Origin of the sequence: Amycolatopsis tolypomycina, from assembly GCF_900105945.1 — a bacterium.
In the GTDB taxonomy this organism is placed as follows: domain Bacteria; phylum Actinomycetota; class Actinomycetes; order Mycobacteriales; family Pseudonocardiaceae; genus Amycolatopsis; species Amycolatopsis tolypomycina.
Genome location: NZ_FNSO01000002.1, coordinates 721,176 through 737,189 on the forward strand (window position 1 = coordinate 721,176; position 16,014 = coordinate 737,189).

At 71.6% G+C, this 16,014-nt stretch carries 16 protein-coding genes; 4 read left to right on the forward strand and 12 right to left on the reverse strand.

The window, feature by feature from the left end; translation table 11 throughout:
* Positions 1-8 precede the first annotated feature (8 nt).
* Both BLW76_RS04995 and glmS read right to left on the reverse strand, forming a co-directional pair.
* Positions 9-1,448 (reverse strand): NAD(P)H-hydrate dehydratase, encoded by a 1,440-nt coding sequence (locus BLW76_RS04995; protein ID WP_091304655.1) that lies wholly within the window; start codon positions 1,446-1,448, stop codon positions 9-11.
* A 26-nt stretch (positions 1,449-1,474) separates the two neighbouring features.
* The gene (gene glmS, locus BLW76_RS05000) at positions 1,475-3,337 is read right to left on the reverse strand and encodes a glutamine--fructose-6-phosphate transaminase (isomerizing) (protein WP_091304656.1); all 1,863 of its coding nucleotides are present in this window, start codon (positions 3,335-3,337) and stop codon (positions 1,475-1,477) included.
* A 344-nt stretch (positions 3,338-3,681) separates the two neighbouring features.
* On the opposite strand from glmS, the gene BLW76_RS05005 reads away from it, so the two are divergent.
* A complete protein-coding gene (locus BLW76_RS05005; protein ID WP_091304657.1) occupies positions 3,682-4,503 on the forward strand; it encodes a dienelactone hydrolase family protein in 822 nt (273 codons plus the stop codon).
* A gap of 22 nt (positions 4,504-4,525) precedes the next feature.
* On the opposite strand, the gene BLW76_RS05010 is transcribed toward BLW76_RS05005, so the two are convergent.
* The 5 genes from BLW76_RS05010 to BLW76_RS05030 all read right to left on the reverse strand — a co-directional run bounded on the left by BLW76_RS05010 (position 4,526) and on the right by BLW76_RS05030 (position 9,802).
* Positions 4,526-4,993: a hypothetical protein gene (locus tag BLW76_RS05010; protein WP_091304658.1), complete on the reverse strand. Its 468-nt coding sequence runs from the start codon at positions 4,991-4,993 to the stop codon at positions 4,526-4,528.
* 19 nt (positions 4,994-5,012) lie between these two features.
* Complete coding sequence (locus BLW76_RS05015) at positions 5,013-7,544, reverse strand: WXG100 family type VII secretion target (RefSeq protein ID WP_091304659.1); 2,532 nt, start codon at positions 7,542-7,544, stop codon at positions 5,013-5,015.
* On the reverse strand, positions 7,544-7,858 hold the full coding sequence (locus tag BLW76_RS05020) for a hypothetical protein (protein WP_244170045.1): 315 nt from the start codon (positions 7,856-7,858) through the stop codon (positions 7,544-7,546). The genes BLW76_RS05015 and BLW76_RS05020 overlap by 1 nt, the downstream gene beginning before the upstream one ends.
* A 152-nt stretch (positions 7,859-8,010) precedes the next feature.
* On the reverse strand, positions 8,011-8,271 hold the full coding sequence (locus BLW76_RS05025) for an acyl carrier protein (RefSeq protein WP_091304660.1): 261 nt from the start codon (positions 8,269-8,271) through the stop codon (positions 8,011-8,013).
* Positions 8,264-9,802 carry a fatty acyl-AMP ligase gene (locus BLW76_RS05030; protein ID WP_091304661.1) on the reverse strand — a complete coding sequence of 513 codons (1,539 nt, stop codon included), beginning with the start codon at positions 9,800-9,802 and terminating at the stop codon, positions 8,264-8,266. Before BLW76_RS05030 ends, BLW76_RS05025 begins: the two co-directional genes overlap by 8 nt.
* A 30-nt stretch (positions 9,803-9,832) precedes the next feature.
* Between BLW76_RS05030 and BLW76_RS05035 the strand changes: the two genes are divergently transcribed.
* Entirely contained in the window at positions 9,833-10,720 is an 888-nt protein-coding gene (locus BLW76_RS05035; protein ID WP_091304662.1) for a cytochrome P450 family protein, read from the forward strand.
* On the opposite strand, the gene glmM is transcribed toward BLW76_RS05035, so the two are convergent.
* The 3 genes from glmM to rplM form a co-directional block, all read right to left on the reverse strand.
* Positions 10,706-12,040: a phosphoglucosamine mutase gene (gene glmM, locus BLW76_RS05040; RefSeq protein ID WP_091304663.1), complete on the reverse strand. Its 1,335-nt coding sequence runs from the start codon at positions 12,038-12,040 to the stop codon at positions 10,706-10,708. The genes BLW76_RS05035 and glmM overlap by 15 nt on opposite strands.
* A gap of 168 nt (positions 12,041-12,208) precedes the next feature.
* Positions 12,209-12,709 carry a 30S ribosomal protein S9 gene (rpsI, locus tag BLW76_RS05045; protein WP_091304664.1) on the reverse strand — a complete coding sequence of 167 codons (501 nt, stop codon included), beginning with the start codon at positions 12,707-12,709 and terminating at the stop codon, positions 12,209-12,211.
* Positions 12,710-12,723: 14 nt separating this feature from the next.
* The gene (gene rplM, locus BLW76_RS05050; RefSeq protein WP_004560141.1) at positions 12,724-13,176 is read right to left on the reverse strand and encodes a 50S ribosomal protein L13; all 453 of its coding nucleotides are present in this window, start codon (positions 13,174-13,176) and stop codon (positions 12,724-12,726) included.
* A 261-nt stretch (positions 13,177-13,437) separates the two neighbouring features.
* Between rplM and BLW76_RS05055 the strand changes: the two genes are divergently transcribed.
* Positions 13,438-14,337, forward strand: coding sequence for a hypothetical protein (locus BLW76_RS05055; protein ID WP_091304665.1), 900 nt, complete (start codon positions 13,438-13,440; stop codon positions 14,335-14,337).
* A gap of 28 nt (positions 14,338-14,365) precedes the next feature.
* Positions 14,366-15,223 carry a DUF4333 domain-containing protein gene (locus BLW76_RS05060; protein ID WP_091304666.1) on the forward strand — a complete coding sequence of 286 codons (858 nt, stop codon included), beginning with the start codon at positions 14,366-14,368 and terminating at the stop codon, positions 15,221-15,223.
* A gap of 93 nt (positions 15,224-15,316) precedes the next feature.
* Here the strand turns inward: BLW76_RS05060 and BLW76_RS05065 are convergent, their stop codons facing one another.
* Positions 15,317-15,610, reverse strand: coding sequence for a WXG100 family type VII secretion target (locus BLW76_RS05065; RefSeq protein ID WP_091304667.1), 294 nt, complete (start codon positions 15,608-15,610; stop codon positions 15,317-15,319).
* A gap of 56 nt (positions 15,611-15,666) precedes the next feature.
* Positions 15,667-15,993 (reverse strand): WXG100 family type VII secretion target, encoded by a 327-nt coding sequence (locus tag BLW76_RS05070; RefSeq protein ID WP_091304668.1) that lies wholly within the window; start codon positions 15,991-15,993, stop codon positions 15,667-15,669.
* Positions 15,994-16,014: the final 21 nt, after the last annotated feature.

Below are 16,014 nucleotides of genomic sequence, written 5' to 3' on the forward strand. Positions count from 1 at the left end.
AAGTCTTCTCAGGACGTTAGCGAGCGGATCGAGCGGATGGCCTCCGGGATGGCGTGGACCAGGCCGGACGCCGAGGTCGGGGCGTTCTGGGCGGCGATCGCGCCCGCGAGGGAGTGGACGTGGGCCGCCATGCCCGCGGCCAGCCAGGGGTCGCGGCCCGCTGCCAGGAGCGCGCCGACCAGGCCTGACAGGACGTCACCCGAGCCCGCCGTCGCCAGCCAGGCGCCGCGCGGGGTGTTGACCGCGACTCGGCCGTCGGGGGCCGCGATGACCGTGCAGTGCCCCTTCAGCAGCACCACCGCGTCGTACTTCTTCGCCGCTTCGCGCGCCGCCGTCACGCGGTCCGGGCCGGGCTTGTGGCCCATCAGGCGCTCGTACTCGCCCGCGTGCGGCGTCAGGACCAGCGGGGTGTCGGGGTCGCGGGCGTCGAGGACGTCCGGGGTCTTCGCGATGATCGTCGTGGCGTCGGCGTCCGCGCAGACCGGGACGCCCTGGCCGAGGACGTGCCGCAGCACTTCGCGGCCCTCCGCGCCGGTGCCGATGCCGGGGCCGACCGCCCAGGCCTGGACGCGGCCGGCGTCCGCGACCGTGCCCGTCGCGATGATCTCCGGCCACTGCCCGCGGACGACGTCGGCCGCGTGGCCCGCGTAGCGCACGAGGCCCGAGGTGGCGCGGACCGCCGAGCCCGCGGCCAGCACCGCCGCGCCCGGGTACGTCGCCGAGCCCGCCGCGATGCCGACGACGCCCTGGCTGTACTTGTCGTCCGCCGAGCCGGGGATGGGCCAGGCCGCGGCGACGTCGACGATGTCGAGGCGCTGCAGGTCGGGCTTGTCCAGCTCGAGGCCGATGTCGACGAGGACGACCTCGCCGCAGTGGGTGGGCGCGAGCGCGTGGACCGGCTTGAGCGCGCCGAACGTCACCGTCCGGGTGGCTTCGACAGCCGGCCCGTCGACCGCGCCGGTGTCCGGGTCGACGCCGCTGGGCAGGTCGACCGCCACGATCGGCGCCTCGATCAGGGCCACGAGACGCGCGGCGTCGGGGCGCAGCGAGCCACGGGCGGAGATGCCGACGATGCCGTCGACCACGACGTCGGCCTTGGCGATCCACTGTGGACCGTCCTCGGCGGACACTGCGCGACCGCCGGCCCGCTTCAGCGCTTTCAGCCCCTTGGCGTGGGCTTTTTCGGGCTTGAGCAGGATTGCCGTGACGGCCACCCCGCGGCGGCGCAGGAACGCCCCGGCCCAGAGCGCGTCGCCGCCGTTGTCGCCGGAGCCCACTAGGAGGACGACCCGGCGGCCGGCAACGCCGCCGGTGTGGTCGTCCAGGAGGTCCGCGATCTGCACTGTGAGCCCGAAGGACGCCCGCCGCATCAGCTCGCCCTCGGGCGTGACGGCGAACGCCCGCCCCTCCGCCTCGCGAATCCGTTCCGTGGTCCAGATTCCCTGCACGGCGAAGGCCTCCCTCTTACGCGGTGTTATTCCACGGTGACGGACTTCGCCAGGTTACGCGGCTTGTCGACGTCGTACCCGCGGGCGCGGGCGATCTCCGCGGCCAGCACCTGCAGCGGCACGGTGGAGACCAGCGGCTGCAGCAGCGTCGGCACCGCGGGGACCTCGATGAGCTCGTCGGCGAACGGCCGGACGGTCTCATCGCCCTCTTCGGCGATGACGATCGTGCGGGCACCGCGGGCCTGGATCTCGCTGATGTTCGACACGAGCTTCGAGTGCAGCACCGCGCGGCCCTTGGGCGACGGCATCACGACGACGACCGGCAGGCCGTCTTCGATCAGCGCGATCGGGCCGTGCTTGAGCTCGCCGGCGGCGAAGCCCTCGGCGTGCATGTACGCGAGTTCCTTGAGCTTCAGCGCGCCTTCGAGGGCGACCGGGAAGCCGACGTGGCGGCCGAGGAACAGGATCGCCTTCGAGTCGGCGATCCGGCGGCCGAGGTCCCGCACCTGCTCCACAGTGGACAGTACCTTTTGGACGGCCGCGGGCATGGCCTCCAGCTCGGCGAACTCGCGCGCGACCTCGTCCGGGTACTTCGTGCCGCGGGCCTGCGCCAGCGCCAGGCCGACCAGGTAGTTCGCCGCGATCTGGGCGAGGAACGCCTTCGTCGAGGCGACGCCGATCTCGGGCCCGGCGTGCGTGTAGAGGACGGCGTCGGACTCACGCGGGATCTGCGCACCGTTGGTGTTGCAGACGGCGAGGACGCGGGCCTTCTGCTCGCGCGCGTGCCGGACGGCTTCCAGGGTGTCCGCCGTCTCGCCGGACTGGGACACGGCGACGACGAGCGTGTCGCGGTCGAGGACCGGGTCGCGGTAGCGGAACTCGCTTGCCAGCTCGACCTCGACCGGCAGCCGCGTCCAGTGCTCGATGGCGTACTTGGCGACCAGGCCGGAGTGGTAGGCCGACCCGCAGGCGACGACGAAGACCTTGTCGACGTCGCGGAGGTCCTGGTCGGAGATGCGCTGCTCGTCGAGGATGATCCGGCCGGACTCGAAGTGCCCGCGCAGCGTGTTCGCCAGCGCCTCGGGCTGCTCCTCGATCTCCTTGAGCATGAAGTACTCGTGGCCGCCCTTCTCGGCGGCGGAGAGGTCCCAGTCGACGGTGAACGGCTTGGCCTGGGCGGCGTCGCCGTGGAAGTCCAGGACGTCGTAGCCCTCCCGGGTGATGACGACGAGCTGGTCCTGCCCGAGCTCGACGGCCTCCCGGGTGTGCTCGATGAAGGCGGCGACGTCGGAGGCGACGAAGTGCTCACCGTCCCCGACCCCGACGACCAACGGCGACGACCGGCGCGCGGCCACGATCGTGTCCGGGTGGTCGGCGTGCGTCACGACCAGCGTGAACGCGCCTTCGAGACGGCGGCAGACGGCGGCGACGCTGGCCGTGAGGTCGCCCTTGGTGTCGCCTTCGGTGTACGCGCGGGCGACCAGGTGGGCGGCGGTCTCGGTGTCGGTGTCGCTGGCCATCTCGACACCGTCGGCCTCGAGCTCGGCCCGGAGGGCGGCGAAGTTCTCGATGATGCCGTTGTGCACGACGGCGACGCGCTGCGAGGCGTCCCGGTGCGGGTGCGAGTTGCGGTCGATCGGCGCGCCGTGGGTGGCCCAGCGGGTGTGCCCCATGCCGGCGGTCCCGCCGAAGCGCTCACGGCCGACCTCGTCGAGCCGGGTTTCCAGGTTGGCCAGCCGGCCCGCCTTGCGCTCGACGGTCAGCGCACCGGCGCCGTCGAGGACCGCGACACCGGCGGAGTCGTAACCGCGGTACTCCATGCGCCGGAGCCCACCGAGGACGACGTCCAGAGCCGGGCGGTGCCCGACATATCCCACGATTCCACACACGGACACCAGCCTAACGAGGGACATTCTGTGGGTTGACGGGGTGGGCGAACCGCTGCCGACCTGCACTGATGTGGTCCCGGTGGTTCGAACCAATGCGGCGTGCGCGGGCGCTTGGGCGGCCGGAAGTGTCGGTGCCGACCGGTAGAGTGGAAAACGGGGGGCGCCCCCGCGGCAGGTGGCTTCGAGCGCCCCAATGTGGCGTTGGTTGCGTCCAACGCACCGAACGCCACATTGGGGCGCTGGGACCGGGGCCGAGGCGAACGGCACGCCGACCGACCGGCCGTGTACGGCGCGCCGGGGCGGCGGGCGAGCCGCGGACTGGCTCGCACAGTAGGGTTCGGCCCATGGCCAGCAAGCCCAAGCAGCTGCTCGCGGAGTTGACGCATCCGGGTCCGCACGAGGTCCTGCGGGGCAACCTCGCCCTGGTCGGGCTGCCCGGCGTGGTCTACACGCCGCGCGCCGGGCTCGGGTTGCCCGCCGTTGCCTTCGGGCACGGCTGGCTGCAGCCGCCCGATCGGTACCGAGGGCTGCTGCGGCACCTCGCGAGCTGGGGCATCGTCGCCGCCGCACCGGCCACGCAAAAAGGCCCCTTGCCCTCGCACCGGTTGCTCGCCGCCGATTTGCTGACCACCCTCGATGTCGTCACCACCGTGCGGCTGGGGCCGGACGGGATCAGCGTCGACCCGGCCAAGCTCGGCCTTGCCGGGCACTCGACCGGTGGTGGGTCCGCCGTTCTCGCCGCGGCTCAGGACGCCCAGAGCACCAAGCGGATCAAGGCCGTCGCCACCATCACCGCCGCGCAGACGCTTCCGCCCGCCAGCGAGTCGGCGAAGGCGATCACCGTGCCCGGGTTGCACCTCGCCGCCGATGGTGACCTCGTTGCCCCGGCCGTTGCGCACGCCGAGGCGATCGCCGGTGCCTGGGGTGGCGATGACGTCCAGTTGCGGTTCCTCGGCAAGGCGTCCCACCTGGGCGTCACCGAAGGCAGGCACTGGTCGCAGCTGATCATGCACGGCAAGCCGCACCGGAAGACGCAGCAGCTCACGCGGGCGCTGTTCACCGCGTTCTTCCTGACCCACCTGACCGGCAGCGACAAGTACCGGCCGCTGCTCGAGGCGGACGTCAAGCGCGCCCCCATCGAACGCGAAGAAGAGCCCGCCCACTGACGCGGACGGGCTCTTCGGAGGCTCAGACCAGCCAGCTGGTGCTGGAGAAGTCGTCCTCGTCGTCCGGCTGACGCGCGTGCCGTCCCCGCCGCTGCGGCTCGGGCGCCGCGGCCGGTGGGGGCTCGGGTGCCGGCCCCGGACGCGGCGGGGCCGCCGCGGCCGGGGTTCCGTAACTCGGCGTCGGGTAGTTCGTGTAGCCGGTGTCCGCCTCTTCGTCGTGGACGCCGAACTCCATCAGCGATTCGCGGGACTTGTCGGCCAGCGTCTTCTCCGTCGCCCAGCCGCCCGCGCTCTGCTTGCGCTTCGCGAGCTCGTCCATGTGCTCGGCGTACTTCTGCGCGGCGGCCAGCTCCTGCCGCATGCCCTCGCGGACCTGCTGCTGGGCCTCGGCGAGCCGGCGTTCGCGCAGCCCGCGCTGCTCGTCCTGCTCGCGCGCCGCCGCGTCCATCGTCGAAATCGCCGCCCGGTAACGGTCCTCAGCGCTGCTCATCGGCCCTCCTCAGCCTTCGTCACCGGTCGTACCGGATCGAACGGTCACCCTCGTCGTCCAGCGAGCCGCTGATGCGGCCCTTCGCGCCGCTCGTCTCGAACACGCCGCCCTCGATGCGGTACTGGCTGGGCCCGCGCTGCTGGTCGCCGCCGCCGCCACCCGGTGCGCCGCCCATGCCGCCCATCATCCCCATGCCGCCCATGCCGGACATCCCGCTCATGCTCGACGAGCTCGCCGCGGCCTGGTGCACCCCGGCGTCGACCGGGGTGGCGCCGAGGCCGCCGCCGCCGTCGGACATCGGCAGCGACGCGTCGCTGCCCGTCTGGGCGCCCGCGTCGAGCGAGACGGCGCCGGCGAAGTCCGGCGAGCCGCCGCCGGTGATGGCCGAGCCGAAGTTGCTCGCGCCGGCCGTCGTCGTCGCGTCACCGGCAGCCGCGCCGGCCCCGGCACCCGCGTCGGCCGTCGCCACCGCGGGCTCGGCTCCGACGCTGCCACCGCCGAGGTCACCGTCGAAGCCGCCGGGCGCGGTGAACCCGCCGCCGGCCGAGGCCGCTTCGCTGCGAGTGAAGCCCGGGTCGGGGTTGGCCGGTGACGGGTCCTTCGTCAGCGGGGACTCGGCGTTCGCGTCGTGCGGGATGTCCGCTCCGACAGCCACCGGCTTGACGTCCGCCTTGAGGCCGTCGGCCTTGAGGTCGCCCGCCTTCGGGTCGTCCTTCTCGTCCAGGGTGTAGGTGGTCGGCTCGCCCTTGCCGTCGTCGACCGTCACGATCGTCGGGCCGTCCGGGCCCTCCGGCCGCTCCGCGGTGATCTTGAGGTTGCCGTCCTGGATGTGGATCTTGCCGTCCGGGCCCGGCTTGTAGGAGCCGTCGGCCGACGGCTGCCCCTCCTTGACCGCGCCCTGCGGGCTGCCCTGCGGCCCGAAGGACGCCTTGTCGTCGGCGGCGCCGTCCTTGCCGGCACCGTCCTTGGCCTTGTCGTCGTCACCCCAGTCGAGGTGGTAGTCCTTCTTGTGGCCTTGGCCGTCGTCCACGGAGATGTCCTGCTTGCCCTGCGCGTCGGGCTCGGACATCGTGATCGTGTTGTCGCCCTTCTTGACCGACACCGTGTCCGTGTCGCCGGAGTCCTTGATGGCTTCGCCGGTCTTCGGGTCGATCGGGTACGGCTCGCCGGTGGCCGGGTCGACCTCCAGGGGCTTCCCGGTGATCGGGTTCTTGCCCTCCTCGGGCTTCGCGGGCTCCTCGGCCTTCGGGGGCTCGACCGCCGACGGCGTCGTGGAGCCGCTGCCGGTGCTCCCGGTGCTGCCGCTGCCGGTGCTCCCCGTGCTGCCGCTGCCGGTGTTGCCCGTGTTCCCGGTGTTCCCCGTGTTGCCGGTGTTCCCGTTGTTGCCGGTCTTGTCGCCGCCGCCCTCGTTCTTGGCCTCGGTCAGCTGGTTGCGGTAGCCGTCCATGTACTGCGCGAGCGCACCGAACTGCTGGTCGATGGTCTGCTTGGCCGCCTTGCAGGACCCGTCGAACGCGGCGATCAGGCTCCGGTACTCGGTCGAGAACGCGCCGTCGCGCCAGTAGCGGCAGACGTTCCGGCCGTACTCCTTGTTCTCGTCGTTGAAGCCGCAGTCGTCGTTCTGCAGGCGCTCGGCCAGGTTCGAGTTGTTGCCGTGCTTGGCGTTGACGGCGTCGACCCAGCCCGCGACCTTCATGAAGTCGTCGAACTCCTCGGTCTCGCCGTTGGCGACCTTGAGGACGTTCTTCGCCATCGGGATGTCGGCCTCGGCGATCACCGGGCGGTGCAGCTGCAGGACTTCGTCGACCTTCTTCTTGACCGCGTTGAAGACCTGCGTCACGGTCTGCGGGATCAGCTTCGCCGCCCCGTCGATCTGCTGCGACAGCTCCTTGGCGTGCGGCTTGATCGACTCGTCGTACTTGATCTCCGCGGCGTTGGCGCCCTTGCCCTTCCACGCGTCGAAGAGGGTCTGGAGCTCGGTGTCGCTCTTGGTGAGCGCCTCCTCGACGACCTTGTGCGCCTTGCTCAGGTCGTCGGCGTCGGTGAGGAACTTCTGGTATTGGATCCCGCGGTTCTCGTGGAACTTGTCCTTGAGCTCCGTCTGGGAGTTCTTCTTGTTGCTCTCGCCGCCCTTGATCTGGTTCCAGACCTCGTCGGTCCACTTCGCGAGCAGGTCGACCGCGACGTTGCCCTGGTCGAGCTGCTCGTCGGAACTCTTCGCGCCGGCCCCCAGCGTCGGCGCGGCGATGCCGTCGAGGTTCTTCTTCGCCTGGTCGCGCTGGGCGGTGTCGCGGTCGTGTTCCTGCTTCTTGGCCGCGGCTTCCTGCTGCGCTTCCTTCAGCGCTTCGTCGACATCGGACGACGAACCCGGCAGCCAGTCGTTGCCCCAGAAGTCATCGGAGTAACCCTCGATGTACTTCTTCGCATACTCTTCTTCTTCATCGCTGAAGTTGAAGGTGTCCTCGCTGTACTCCTCCATGAGCTTGGTTTTTGCTTCCATGGAGACGTTCGGGTCGTCGAGGACCTTCTTGATCTCAGCCCATTCGGCCATCAGCGGTTACCCCCCGCCTGGTTCGCCTGCGCGCCGGCGTTCGCTTCCTGCGCGGTGTACTTCGCGCCGGCCGAGCCGATCCCGCTGCCCAGGTTCAGCAGGGCGTTCGACAGCCCGGTCATGCCCGCGCCGATCTCGTCGATCCCGGCCTTGTACTTGCCGAAGCCCTCCTGGTGCACGCGACCGAAGTCGATGGCGACGATCGCGGTCGGCGCGACCTTCTTCGCTTCGCTCGCCGGGTCGTCGGCGACGTCCGCCAGGCGCACCTGCGCCCGCATCATCGCCTCCGAACTCGCTTCGTAGCCGTTCGGCATGGTCGCTGCCCCCTTCGATCCCACAGGTCCCTCTTGCGTTCCGGGACTGTGACGCGCCCGGACACCGTTCGGTGCCGTCGCAGATGCACACAGAGTCTAGCGTTCACCCGGGCGCCTCACCTGGGCTTCCGCCAAGTGCACCCGGCCGGGACCTACTCGTGCGCGTGCTGCGCCGCGACCGCCTCGGAGATCACCTCGGCGACGCCGCGGATGTCCACCAGCCGGTCGAGCTCGTCGATGTCGACCGAGACGCCGTAGGTCACCTCGACCCGCGACAGCAGCTGGATCCGCTGCCGGGACGTCATGCCGAGGTCGTCGAACGGCGTGGTCTCGGTGAGCCGCTCGGGCGGGATCTCCAGCGCGAAGCTGATGATCCGGCGGATCTCGTCGACGTAGGTGCCCGGCTCAGCCATGCCGCTCATTCTCGCCCCACCAACGCTCGCGGGCCGCGGCGCGGGCGACCTTGCCGCTGGAGGTCCGCGGCACCTCGCCCGGCCGCACCAGCCACAGGGCACGCAGCGGCAGGTCGTGGGCCGCGGAGACGGCCCGCCGCACGGCCGTCTCGACCGCAGTGTTCGCCTTGCCCGGCGCGGTGCACCCGGCGACGACCGCGACGCCTTCGCCGTGGCCGTCCCGCACCGCGAAGGCGGCCACGTGCCGGATGCCCGGGTGCGCGGCCTCGACGGTCGCTTCGATGTCCTGGGGGTGGTGGTTGCGGCCGTCGACGATGATCAGGTCCTTCAGCCGCCCGGTGACGTACAGCTCGCCGTCGTGGACGAAGCCGAGGTCGCCGGTGCGCAGCCAGCCGTCCGGGGCGAGCACGTCGGGCCGGCCCCAGTAGCCGTCGGCGACGTTCGGGCCGGACACCTGGATCTCTTTGTCGACAATGCGGATCCGCTGGCCGAACGGCCGCCCCACCGACACGCGCGGCTCGCCGTCGAACGCCGTGACCGTCGGCCCCTCGTCACCCGCACTGGTGACGAACACGGTGGCCTCGGCCAGCCCGTAGCACGGCTTGTGCGCGGCCCGCGGCAGCCCGAAGGGGGCGAAGGCCCGCTCGAAGGCCTCGACGGTGGCCGCGCGGACCGGCTCGCTGCCGTTGAGCAGCGCGTTCACCCGCGAGAGGTCGACGGCTTCGAGGTCGCCCGCCGCCTCGGCGGCCAGGTCGAACGCGAAGTTCGGGGCGGCGCTGACGACGCCCGGCAGCTCCGCCAGCAGCCGGATCCAGCGCAGCGGGTCGCGCACGAACTCCATCGGCGTGCAGAAGACCGACCGCGAGCCGAGGAAGACGGGCGTGCCGATGAGCAGGACCAGGCCCATGTCGTGGAAGAAGGGCACCCAGCCGGCCAGCGGGGTCGACGCGTCGGCGTGGTAGCACCGCGTGGTCTGCCAGCAGGCAGCCACCAGCGCGCGGTGCGAGATGACCGCGCCGGCCGGGCGGCGCGTCGAACCGGACGTGTACTGCAGGTACGCGGGATCGGTCATCGCCACGGCGGCGGGTGGCTCGGCGTCCCCGTCGGCGATGTCTTCGATGACCAGCGCGGTGACCGGCGGAATCTTGTCCACGAGGTTCTTCGAGGTCAGGCAAGCCGCGGGAGTGGCGTCCGCGAAGGCCGACTCGACCCGGGCGCGGCCGGTGCGGCCGGTCGGGACGGACAGCGGCACTGCGACGCGGCCCGCGTAGAGCGTCCCGAGGAAGGCGGTGACGTAGCCGAGGTCCTGCCGGGCGACGATCGCCACGCGATCACCCGGCCGGGTGACGCGCCGCAGCTCGCGGGCGACCCCGCGGACGCGGGCGAGCACCTGCGGCCAGGTCAGTGTGTGGTCGGTGGGGCCGGGGAAGGTGCGGCAGGTGAACGCGGGCCGGTCTTCGCGCGCGTTGCGCAGCAGGTAGTCCGTGAACGGCGTGGCCAGGACGTCATCCGGGACTGCTGCGGGCGGCACGCGCCCATCCTGCCCTACGGTGTCGAAGCGATGGACGAGTTCGAACGGCACGGCATCGGCGTGGTCTCCGGCCGGGACGCGTGCGCGCGGGCCCTGCGGTCGCCCGAGCTGACGTCGGACCCCGGCGCGGGCTCGCCGAGCGTGCTCCTGCGAGACGGCGAAGATCACACCCGCGTGCGCGCGGTGCTCCGGGAGATCATCGCCGGGCTGGAGCCGTTCCCGGCGGCCCTGCGGGCGTCGATCGAGGACGTGGTGGCCGGGCTGGGGACGACGTTCGACCTGGTGCGCGACTTCGCGCGGCCGGTGGCAGGGCTGGTGACGTCGGCGGTGCTCGGGGTCGACCTGGACGACGTCTTCCTCGACCACCTGGAGGCGACGACGGCGAACCTCGACGTCTTCGGCGGCGACGGCCGGGCCGGGCAGGCGTCGGCGTTCCGGCTGGCGGTGCAGCTCAGCCGGACGACGGCCGGGCCGGGCGGCCTGACGGCGCTGCGGGCGGCCCACGCGGCCGGCCGGCTCGACGAGGACGAGCTGGTGATCAACGCCGTGGTGCTGGCGCACGCGGCCTACGAGAACTCGCTGAACTTCCTGGCGGGCGCCGGGCTGGAGCTGGCTTCGGCGCCCGCTTCACGGAGCGTGCGGGAGCTGGTGACGGCGATCTGCCCGGCCCGGTACGTCCTGCGCTTCGGCCCCGACGGCCCGGTGGCGATCTCCCTGACCGACGGCCTGCCGTTCGGCCTGGGCCGGCACGCGTGCCCGGGCTCCGGGGTGGCGGTGGCCGAAGGGGAGATCGCGCTGGGCGCGTTGGCGAAGCTGCTCGACGGCGGGTACCGGGTGGGCGAAGTCCGCTGGAAGACCCACCCGGTGTTCCACGGCCTCAGTAGGGCCGTGGTCACCCTCGCGTCAGGAAACCGCTGAAACGACCCCGGCGAGCCGGTCGGCCGCGGCCTGGGCGGTGGACTGGGCCGGTGCCTCGACCATCACGCGGACCAGCTGCTCGGTGCCGGACGGGCGCAGCAGGACCCGGCCTTCCTCGCCCAGCTCGGCCTCGACCTCGCCGACGGCGGTGCGGACCTCGGACGAGTCCGCCACGGCCGCCTTGTCGGCCACCGGGACGTTGACCAGGACCTGGGGCAGGCGGTTCATCACGGCCGCCAGGTCGGCCAAGGACTTGCCCGTCTCGGCCATGCGGCTCATCAGGCGCAGCGCCGTCAGCAGGCCGTCGCCGGTGGTGGCGTGGGCCGGGAGCACCACGTGGCCCGACTGCTCGCCGCCGAGGGCGAAGCCGCCCGAGCGCAGCTCCTCGAGGACGTACCGGTCGCCCACCGCCGCCGTGACGACCGTGATGCCGTGCGCCTTCATCGCCAGGTGCAGGCCGAGGTTGCTCATCACCGTCGCGACCAGGGTGTCCTTGATCAGCTCGCCGGCCTCGGCCAGCGCGAGCGCCAGGACCGCCATGATCTGGTCGCCGTCCACCAGCTCGCCCGCGGAGTCGACGGCCACGCAGCGGTCGGCGTCGCCGTCGTGCGCGATGCCCAGGTCGGCGCCGTGGGCGACGACCGCCTCGCGCAGCTTCTCCGGGTGGTTGGAGCCGCAGTGCTGGTTGATGTTGACGCCGTCCGGCTCGGCGAACAGCGCGACGACCTCGGCGCCCGCCCGGCGGTAGATCTCGGGCGCGGCCGCCGACGACGCTCCGTTCGCGCAGTCGACGACGACCCTCAGCCCGGCCAGCGGGTGGGGGGTGGCGTCGAGCAGGTGGGCGGCGTAGCGGTCGAGGGCGTCTTCGACGTCGGTGACGCGCCCCACACCGGCCCCGGTCGGGCGGACCTTGCCGTCCGCGAGGCCGGCCTCGATCTCGTCTTCGATGCCGTCGGGGAGCTTGTGCCCGCCCGCGGCGAAGAGCTTGATGCCGTTGTCGGGCATCGGGTTGTGCGACGCGGAGATCATCACGCCCAGGTCGGCCTCGAGCGAGCCGACCAGGTAGGCGACGGCCGGCGTCGGCAGGACCCCGACGCGCAGGACGTCGGCCCCGGCGGACGTGAGGCCCGCGACGACCGCGGCTTCGAGCATCTCGCCGCTGGCTCGCGGGTCACGGCCGACGACCGCGACCGGCCGGTGCGAGCGGTCGTGCGCGGCCAGCACGCGGGCGGCGCTGGCCGCCAGCGCCAAGGCCAGCTCGGGCGTCAGCTCGGCGTTGGCCAGGCCACGGACCCCGTCGGTCCCGAACAGGCGTGCCATCGATCGACCTCCTTGTGGATGACCACGACAACCTAGCGACGTGGGCGGACCGTCTTCCCCCACCCCTGAGTGTCGCTCCCGGCGACGGAAACGACACACCCCTGAAAACACGGGAGCGCCCATCCGATGGACGGATGGGCGCTCCCGTGGGTTGCGCCTGGGGCGCGATCAGCGCTTGCTGTACTGCGGGGCCTTGCGGGCCTTCTTGAGGCCGTACTTCTTCCGCTCCGTGGCGCGGGCGTCACGGGTGAGGAAGCCGGCCTTCTTGAGGGCCGGGCGGTCGTCGGCGTCGACCTCGACGAGCGCGCGGGCGATCGCCAGGCGCAGCGCGCCGGCCTGACCCGAGACGCCGCCGCCCTTGAGGTTGGCGAAGATGTCGAACGAGTCCGGCTTCTCGACCGTGACCAGCGGCTCGCGGATGAGCTGCTGGTGCACCTTGTTCGGGAAGTACTCCTCGAGGGTGCGGCCGTTGAGCTTGAACTCACCGGTGCCCGGGACGACCCGCACGCGGACGACGGCCTCCTTGCGGCGGCCGACGGTCTGCGCGTTGCCGCCGGCGGCACGCGACGGACGCGGCGCGGCGGGGGTCTCGCTGGTCGCGACGGCGCCGGTCTCGGTCGCCTCGGTGGTCTCGACGACCTCGGGGGCCTCGGTCTCGGTGCTGGTCACAGACTGTTCCTCACTCACTGCGCGACCTGCGCGATCTTGGTGATCTCGCGCGCCTGCGGCTGCTGCGCGGCGTGCGGGTGCTGCGGGCCGGCGTACACCTTCAGCTTCTTCGCCTGGGCGCGGCCGAGCTTGTTCTTCGGCAGCATGCCCTTGACGACCTTCTCGACAAGGTGCTCGGGCTTGGTGTCCAGCAGCTCGCCGAACGAGCGCTTCCGCAGACCGCCCGGGTAACCGCTGTGCCGGTACGCGAACTTCTGCTCGCGCTTGTTACCGGTGAGCGCGACCTTCTCGGCGTTGACGATGATGACGAAGTCACCGGTGTCCACGTGCGGGGCGTAGGTCGGCTTGTGCTTGCCGCGCAGCAGCGTGGCGACCTCGGTCGCCAGCCGTCCGAGCACGACATCCTCGGCGTCGATCACGTGCCAGGCACGAGTGACGTCGCCGGGCTTGGGGCTGTACGTGGGCAAGGGTCTACCTCGTCGTCAACATTGCGTGTGGGTTCTGTGCGGGCCTAGCGCTTACGCGCCGCAGCGCACAACGACATATGAAGATACCCCCACGGTCACCGCACCCGCGCATCGGGGGTGGTGGAAGCGCCCATACTAGGCTCCGGGCGGCCCGGACGCAGCCGGGATACTACCGGAGTTTTCCCGCCGAAGCGCCTGCACGCGCCACCGCGACACGCGAGGATGGGGCCATCCGGGCGACACAGGCGAGCAGGGGACGGCATGAGGAAACGACCGACGGCGATCTTCGTCATGGGCGCCCTGCTGGCACTGGTGGTCAGCGCGTGCGGCCAGGCGAAGGCGGGCACCGCGCTGCCGAAGGGCGACGACGCGGCCGACTACGTCGGGGCCAAGTTCGAGCAGGTGATCGGCAAGCTCGGTGACGCCATCACCGACTCGCGCGACGTCACCAACTCGCTGGACGCCTACTTCAAGTTCGACGACAAGTGGATCCACAGCACGGTGACGTCCGCGCGCACCGGCAGCCCGGAGAGCCGGGTGGTGCGGCACCGGTCGCAGAAGAACCCGGACGAGATCATCGACACGTACACGCCCGCGGACGGCACGGTCGAGTACACCTACCTCGGCCCGCTGTACGTGCAGAAGGGCGTCTCGCCGACGGCGTGGGTGTCGATGGCGAAGCCGGAGGGCGGCGGCCTGCTCGTGCCGTGCGCCTGGGGTGGCGTGCTGACGCCGTGCCGGATGGCGGACTCGACCGTGGACGCGTACAAGGCCGACAAGCGGGCCGTCCGCGGGGCGAAGAGCCTCGGCGACGGCAAGACCGCGCTGACCGTGAACGTGCCGTTCGGGGTCTTCGTCGAGAACCGGGTCGAGATCCTGCCGCCGAGCCTGACGAGCCAGATCGGGCCGGAGCTGAAGAAGGCCGCGGTCCCGGCCACGATCACCCTGAACCCGGACGGCAACCTCGCCTCCTTCGTGATGGAGGCCAAGTTCGCCGGCGACGGCCACCAGCTCGAGCTCAAGTACGACTTCCGGTTCACCGGCAAGGCGAGCCTGCAGGACATGCCGAAGCTGCCGGACGCGAACCAGATCACGGCGCTGCCGGACCAAGCCGCGAAGGACGCGTTCTACCAGCGTCTCGGCGAAGCGCAGGGCAGTTGAGCGTGACCACGACCCGAGGTGATCTCCGATGACAGCACCGTCTCAGCCGCCTGACCCGCAGCAGCAGCCGCAGCAGCCGCAGTGGTGGCAGCCGCCTGCTGCCGGGGCCGCGCCGCAGCCCGGCGCAACACAGCCCGGCGCAACACAGCCCGGAGCGGCCCAGCCCGGTGCGTGGCAGCCCGAGCAGCAGGCGACCGGCCCGCACTCCGGGCAGTGGCAGCAGCAGCACGCCGACCCGGGCGCGGTGTCGGGCTCCTACACCGGCCAGTGGCAGCCGGGGCAGCCGTCGGGCTCGTTCTCCGGGCCGTGGCAGCCGGGCCAGCAGAGCGGACCGTGGCAGCCGGGGCAGCAAAGCGAGCCGTGGCAGCCGGGGCAGCAAACCGAGCCGGGGCAGCAGAGCGGGCCGGGGCAGCAGAGCGCGCCGTGGCAGGCCACTCCGTCGCAGCCGACGCCTGCCCAGCCGATGGCCGCTCCCGGCCAGGGGGCGCCGCCGCAATCGCAGTACGGGGGCGGCTTCCAGCCGTCGCAGTACGGCGGCCTGGGCGCTTTCCCAGCCGAGCCGGCGAAGAAGCCGAAGTCGAAGAAGCCGGTGCTGATCGCCGGCGCGGCTGTCCTCGTGCTCGCCCTCGGTGGCGGTGCGGCGTGGCTGCTGGGCGCGTTCCGCGGGGACGTGCTGGACCAACAGTCCCTTCAGGACGGTGTGGTCAAGGTCCTCAACGAGAACTACGGCGAGCCCGACGTGAAGAACGCGCAGTGCCCGGCGAACCAGGCCGCGCAGAACGGCACGACGTTCGACTGCACGGTGACCATCGGCGGGCAGCAGAAGAAGGTGACCGTGCGGGTGCTCAACGACCGGCCGGACTACGAGGTCGGCGCCCCGCACTGAGTTTTCCCTGCCCCAAAGGGCCCTGCTGCTCAAAAGAAAACGGCGGGCCCCGCACCGGAGTGCGGGCCCGCCGTGGTTTCCGGGGTTACCGGCTCAGAACAGGCCTTCGACGGCGCTGTCCGTGGCCTGGTAACCGTCGGCGATCGACGGCAGGGCGGACGCGATCTGCGCCAGAACCTGCTTCAGGTCCTCGAACTTCTGGTCCCAGGTGCGCTGGGCCTGGTCGTACTGCTCCTTCGCGGAACCGGTCCACGTGGTGGTCAGCGGACGCAGGTCGTCCTTGAGGCGGTCGAACGCCGCCTGCAGCTCGCCCCCCGTCGCGGTGCAGTCATCCGCGGCCTGGCGGATGGTGGCGTAATTGACGACAATGCCGGCGCCATCAGGCATGGCTTACTCCTTTTGAGCTGAAGATGAGAGGTGGTGGGAAAGGATTCGGGAGGTGCTCAGCCGAGGGCGTCGAAGCCGCGGTTCACGGCGCCGAGGATCTCCTGCTGCTGCTGCTCGGAACGCTCGTACTTGGAGCCGGCCTCGCGGAGCAGCTCACCGATGCGCTGCAGCGCCTGGTTCATGCCGCGGGCGTCCTCGTCGAACCGCAACATCACGTTGTCGAACGCCTTCTGCGCCTCACCCTGCCAACCGGCGCGGGTGGCCTCGATGCGGTCGCGCAGCGTCGAGAGGTTCTGGTCCATCTGGGCGCGAACCTCGGTCACCCGGCCTTCGGCCTCGGTGAACTGGGCGACTGTCCCTTGGAATCCCTGTCCGGCGCTCATACCGGAACCCCCTTCATAAGA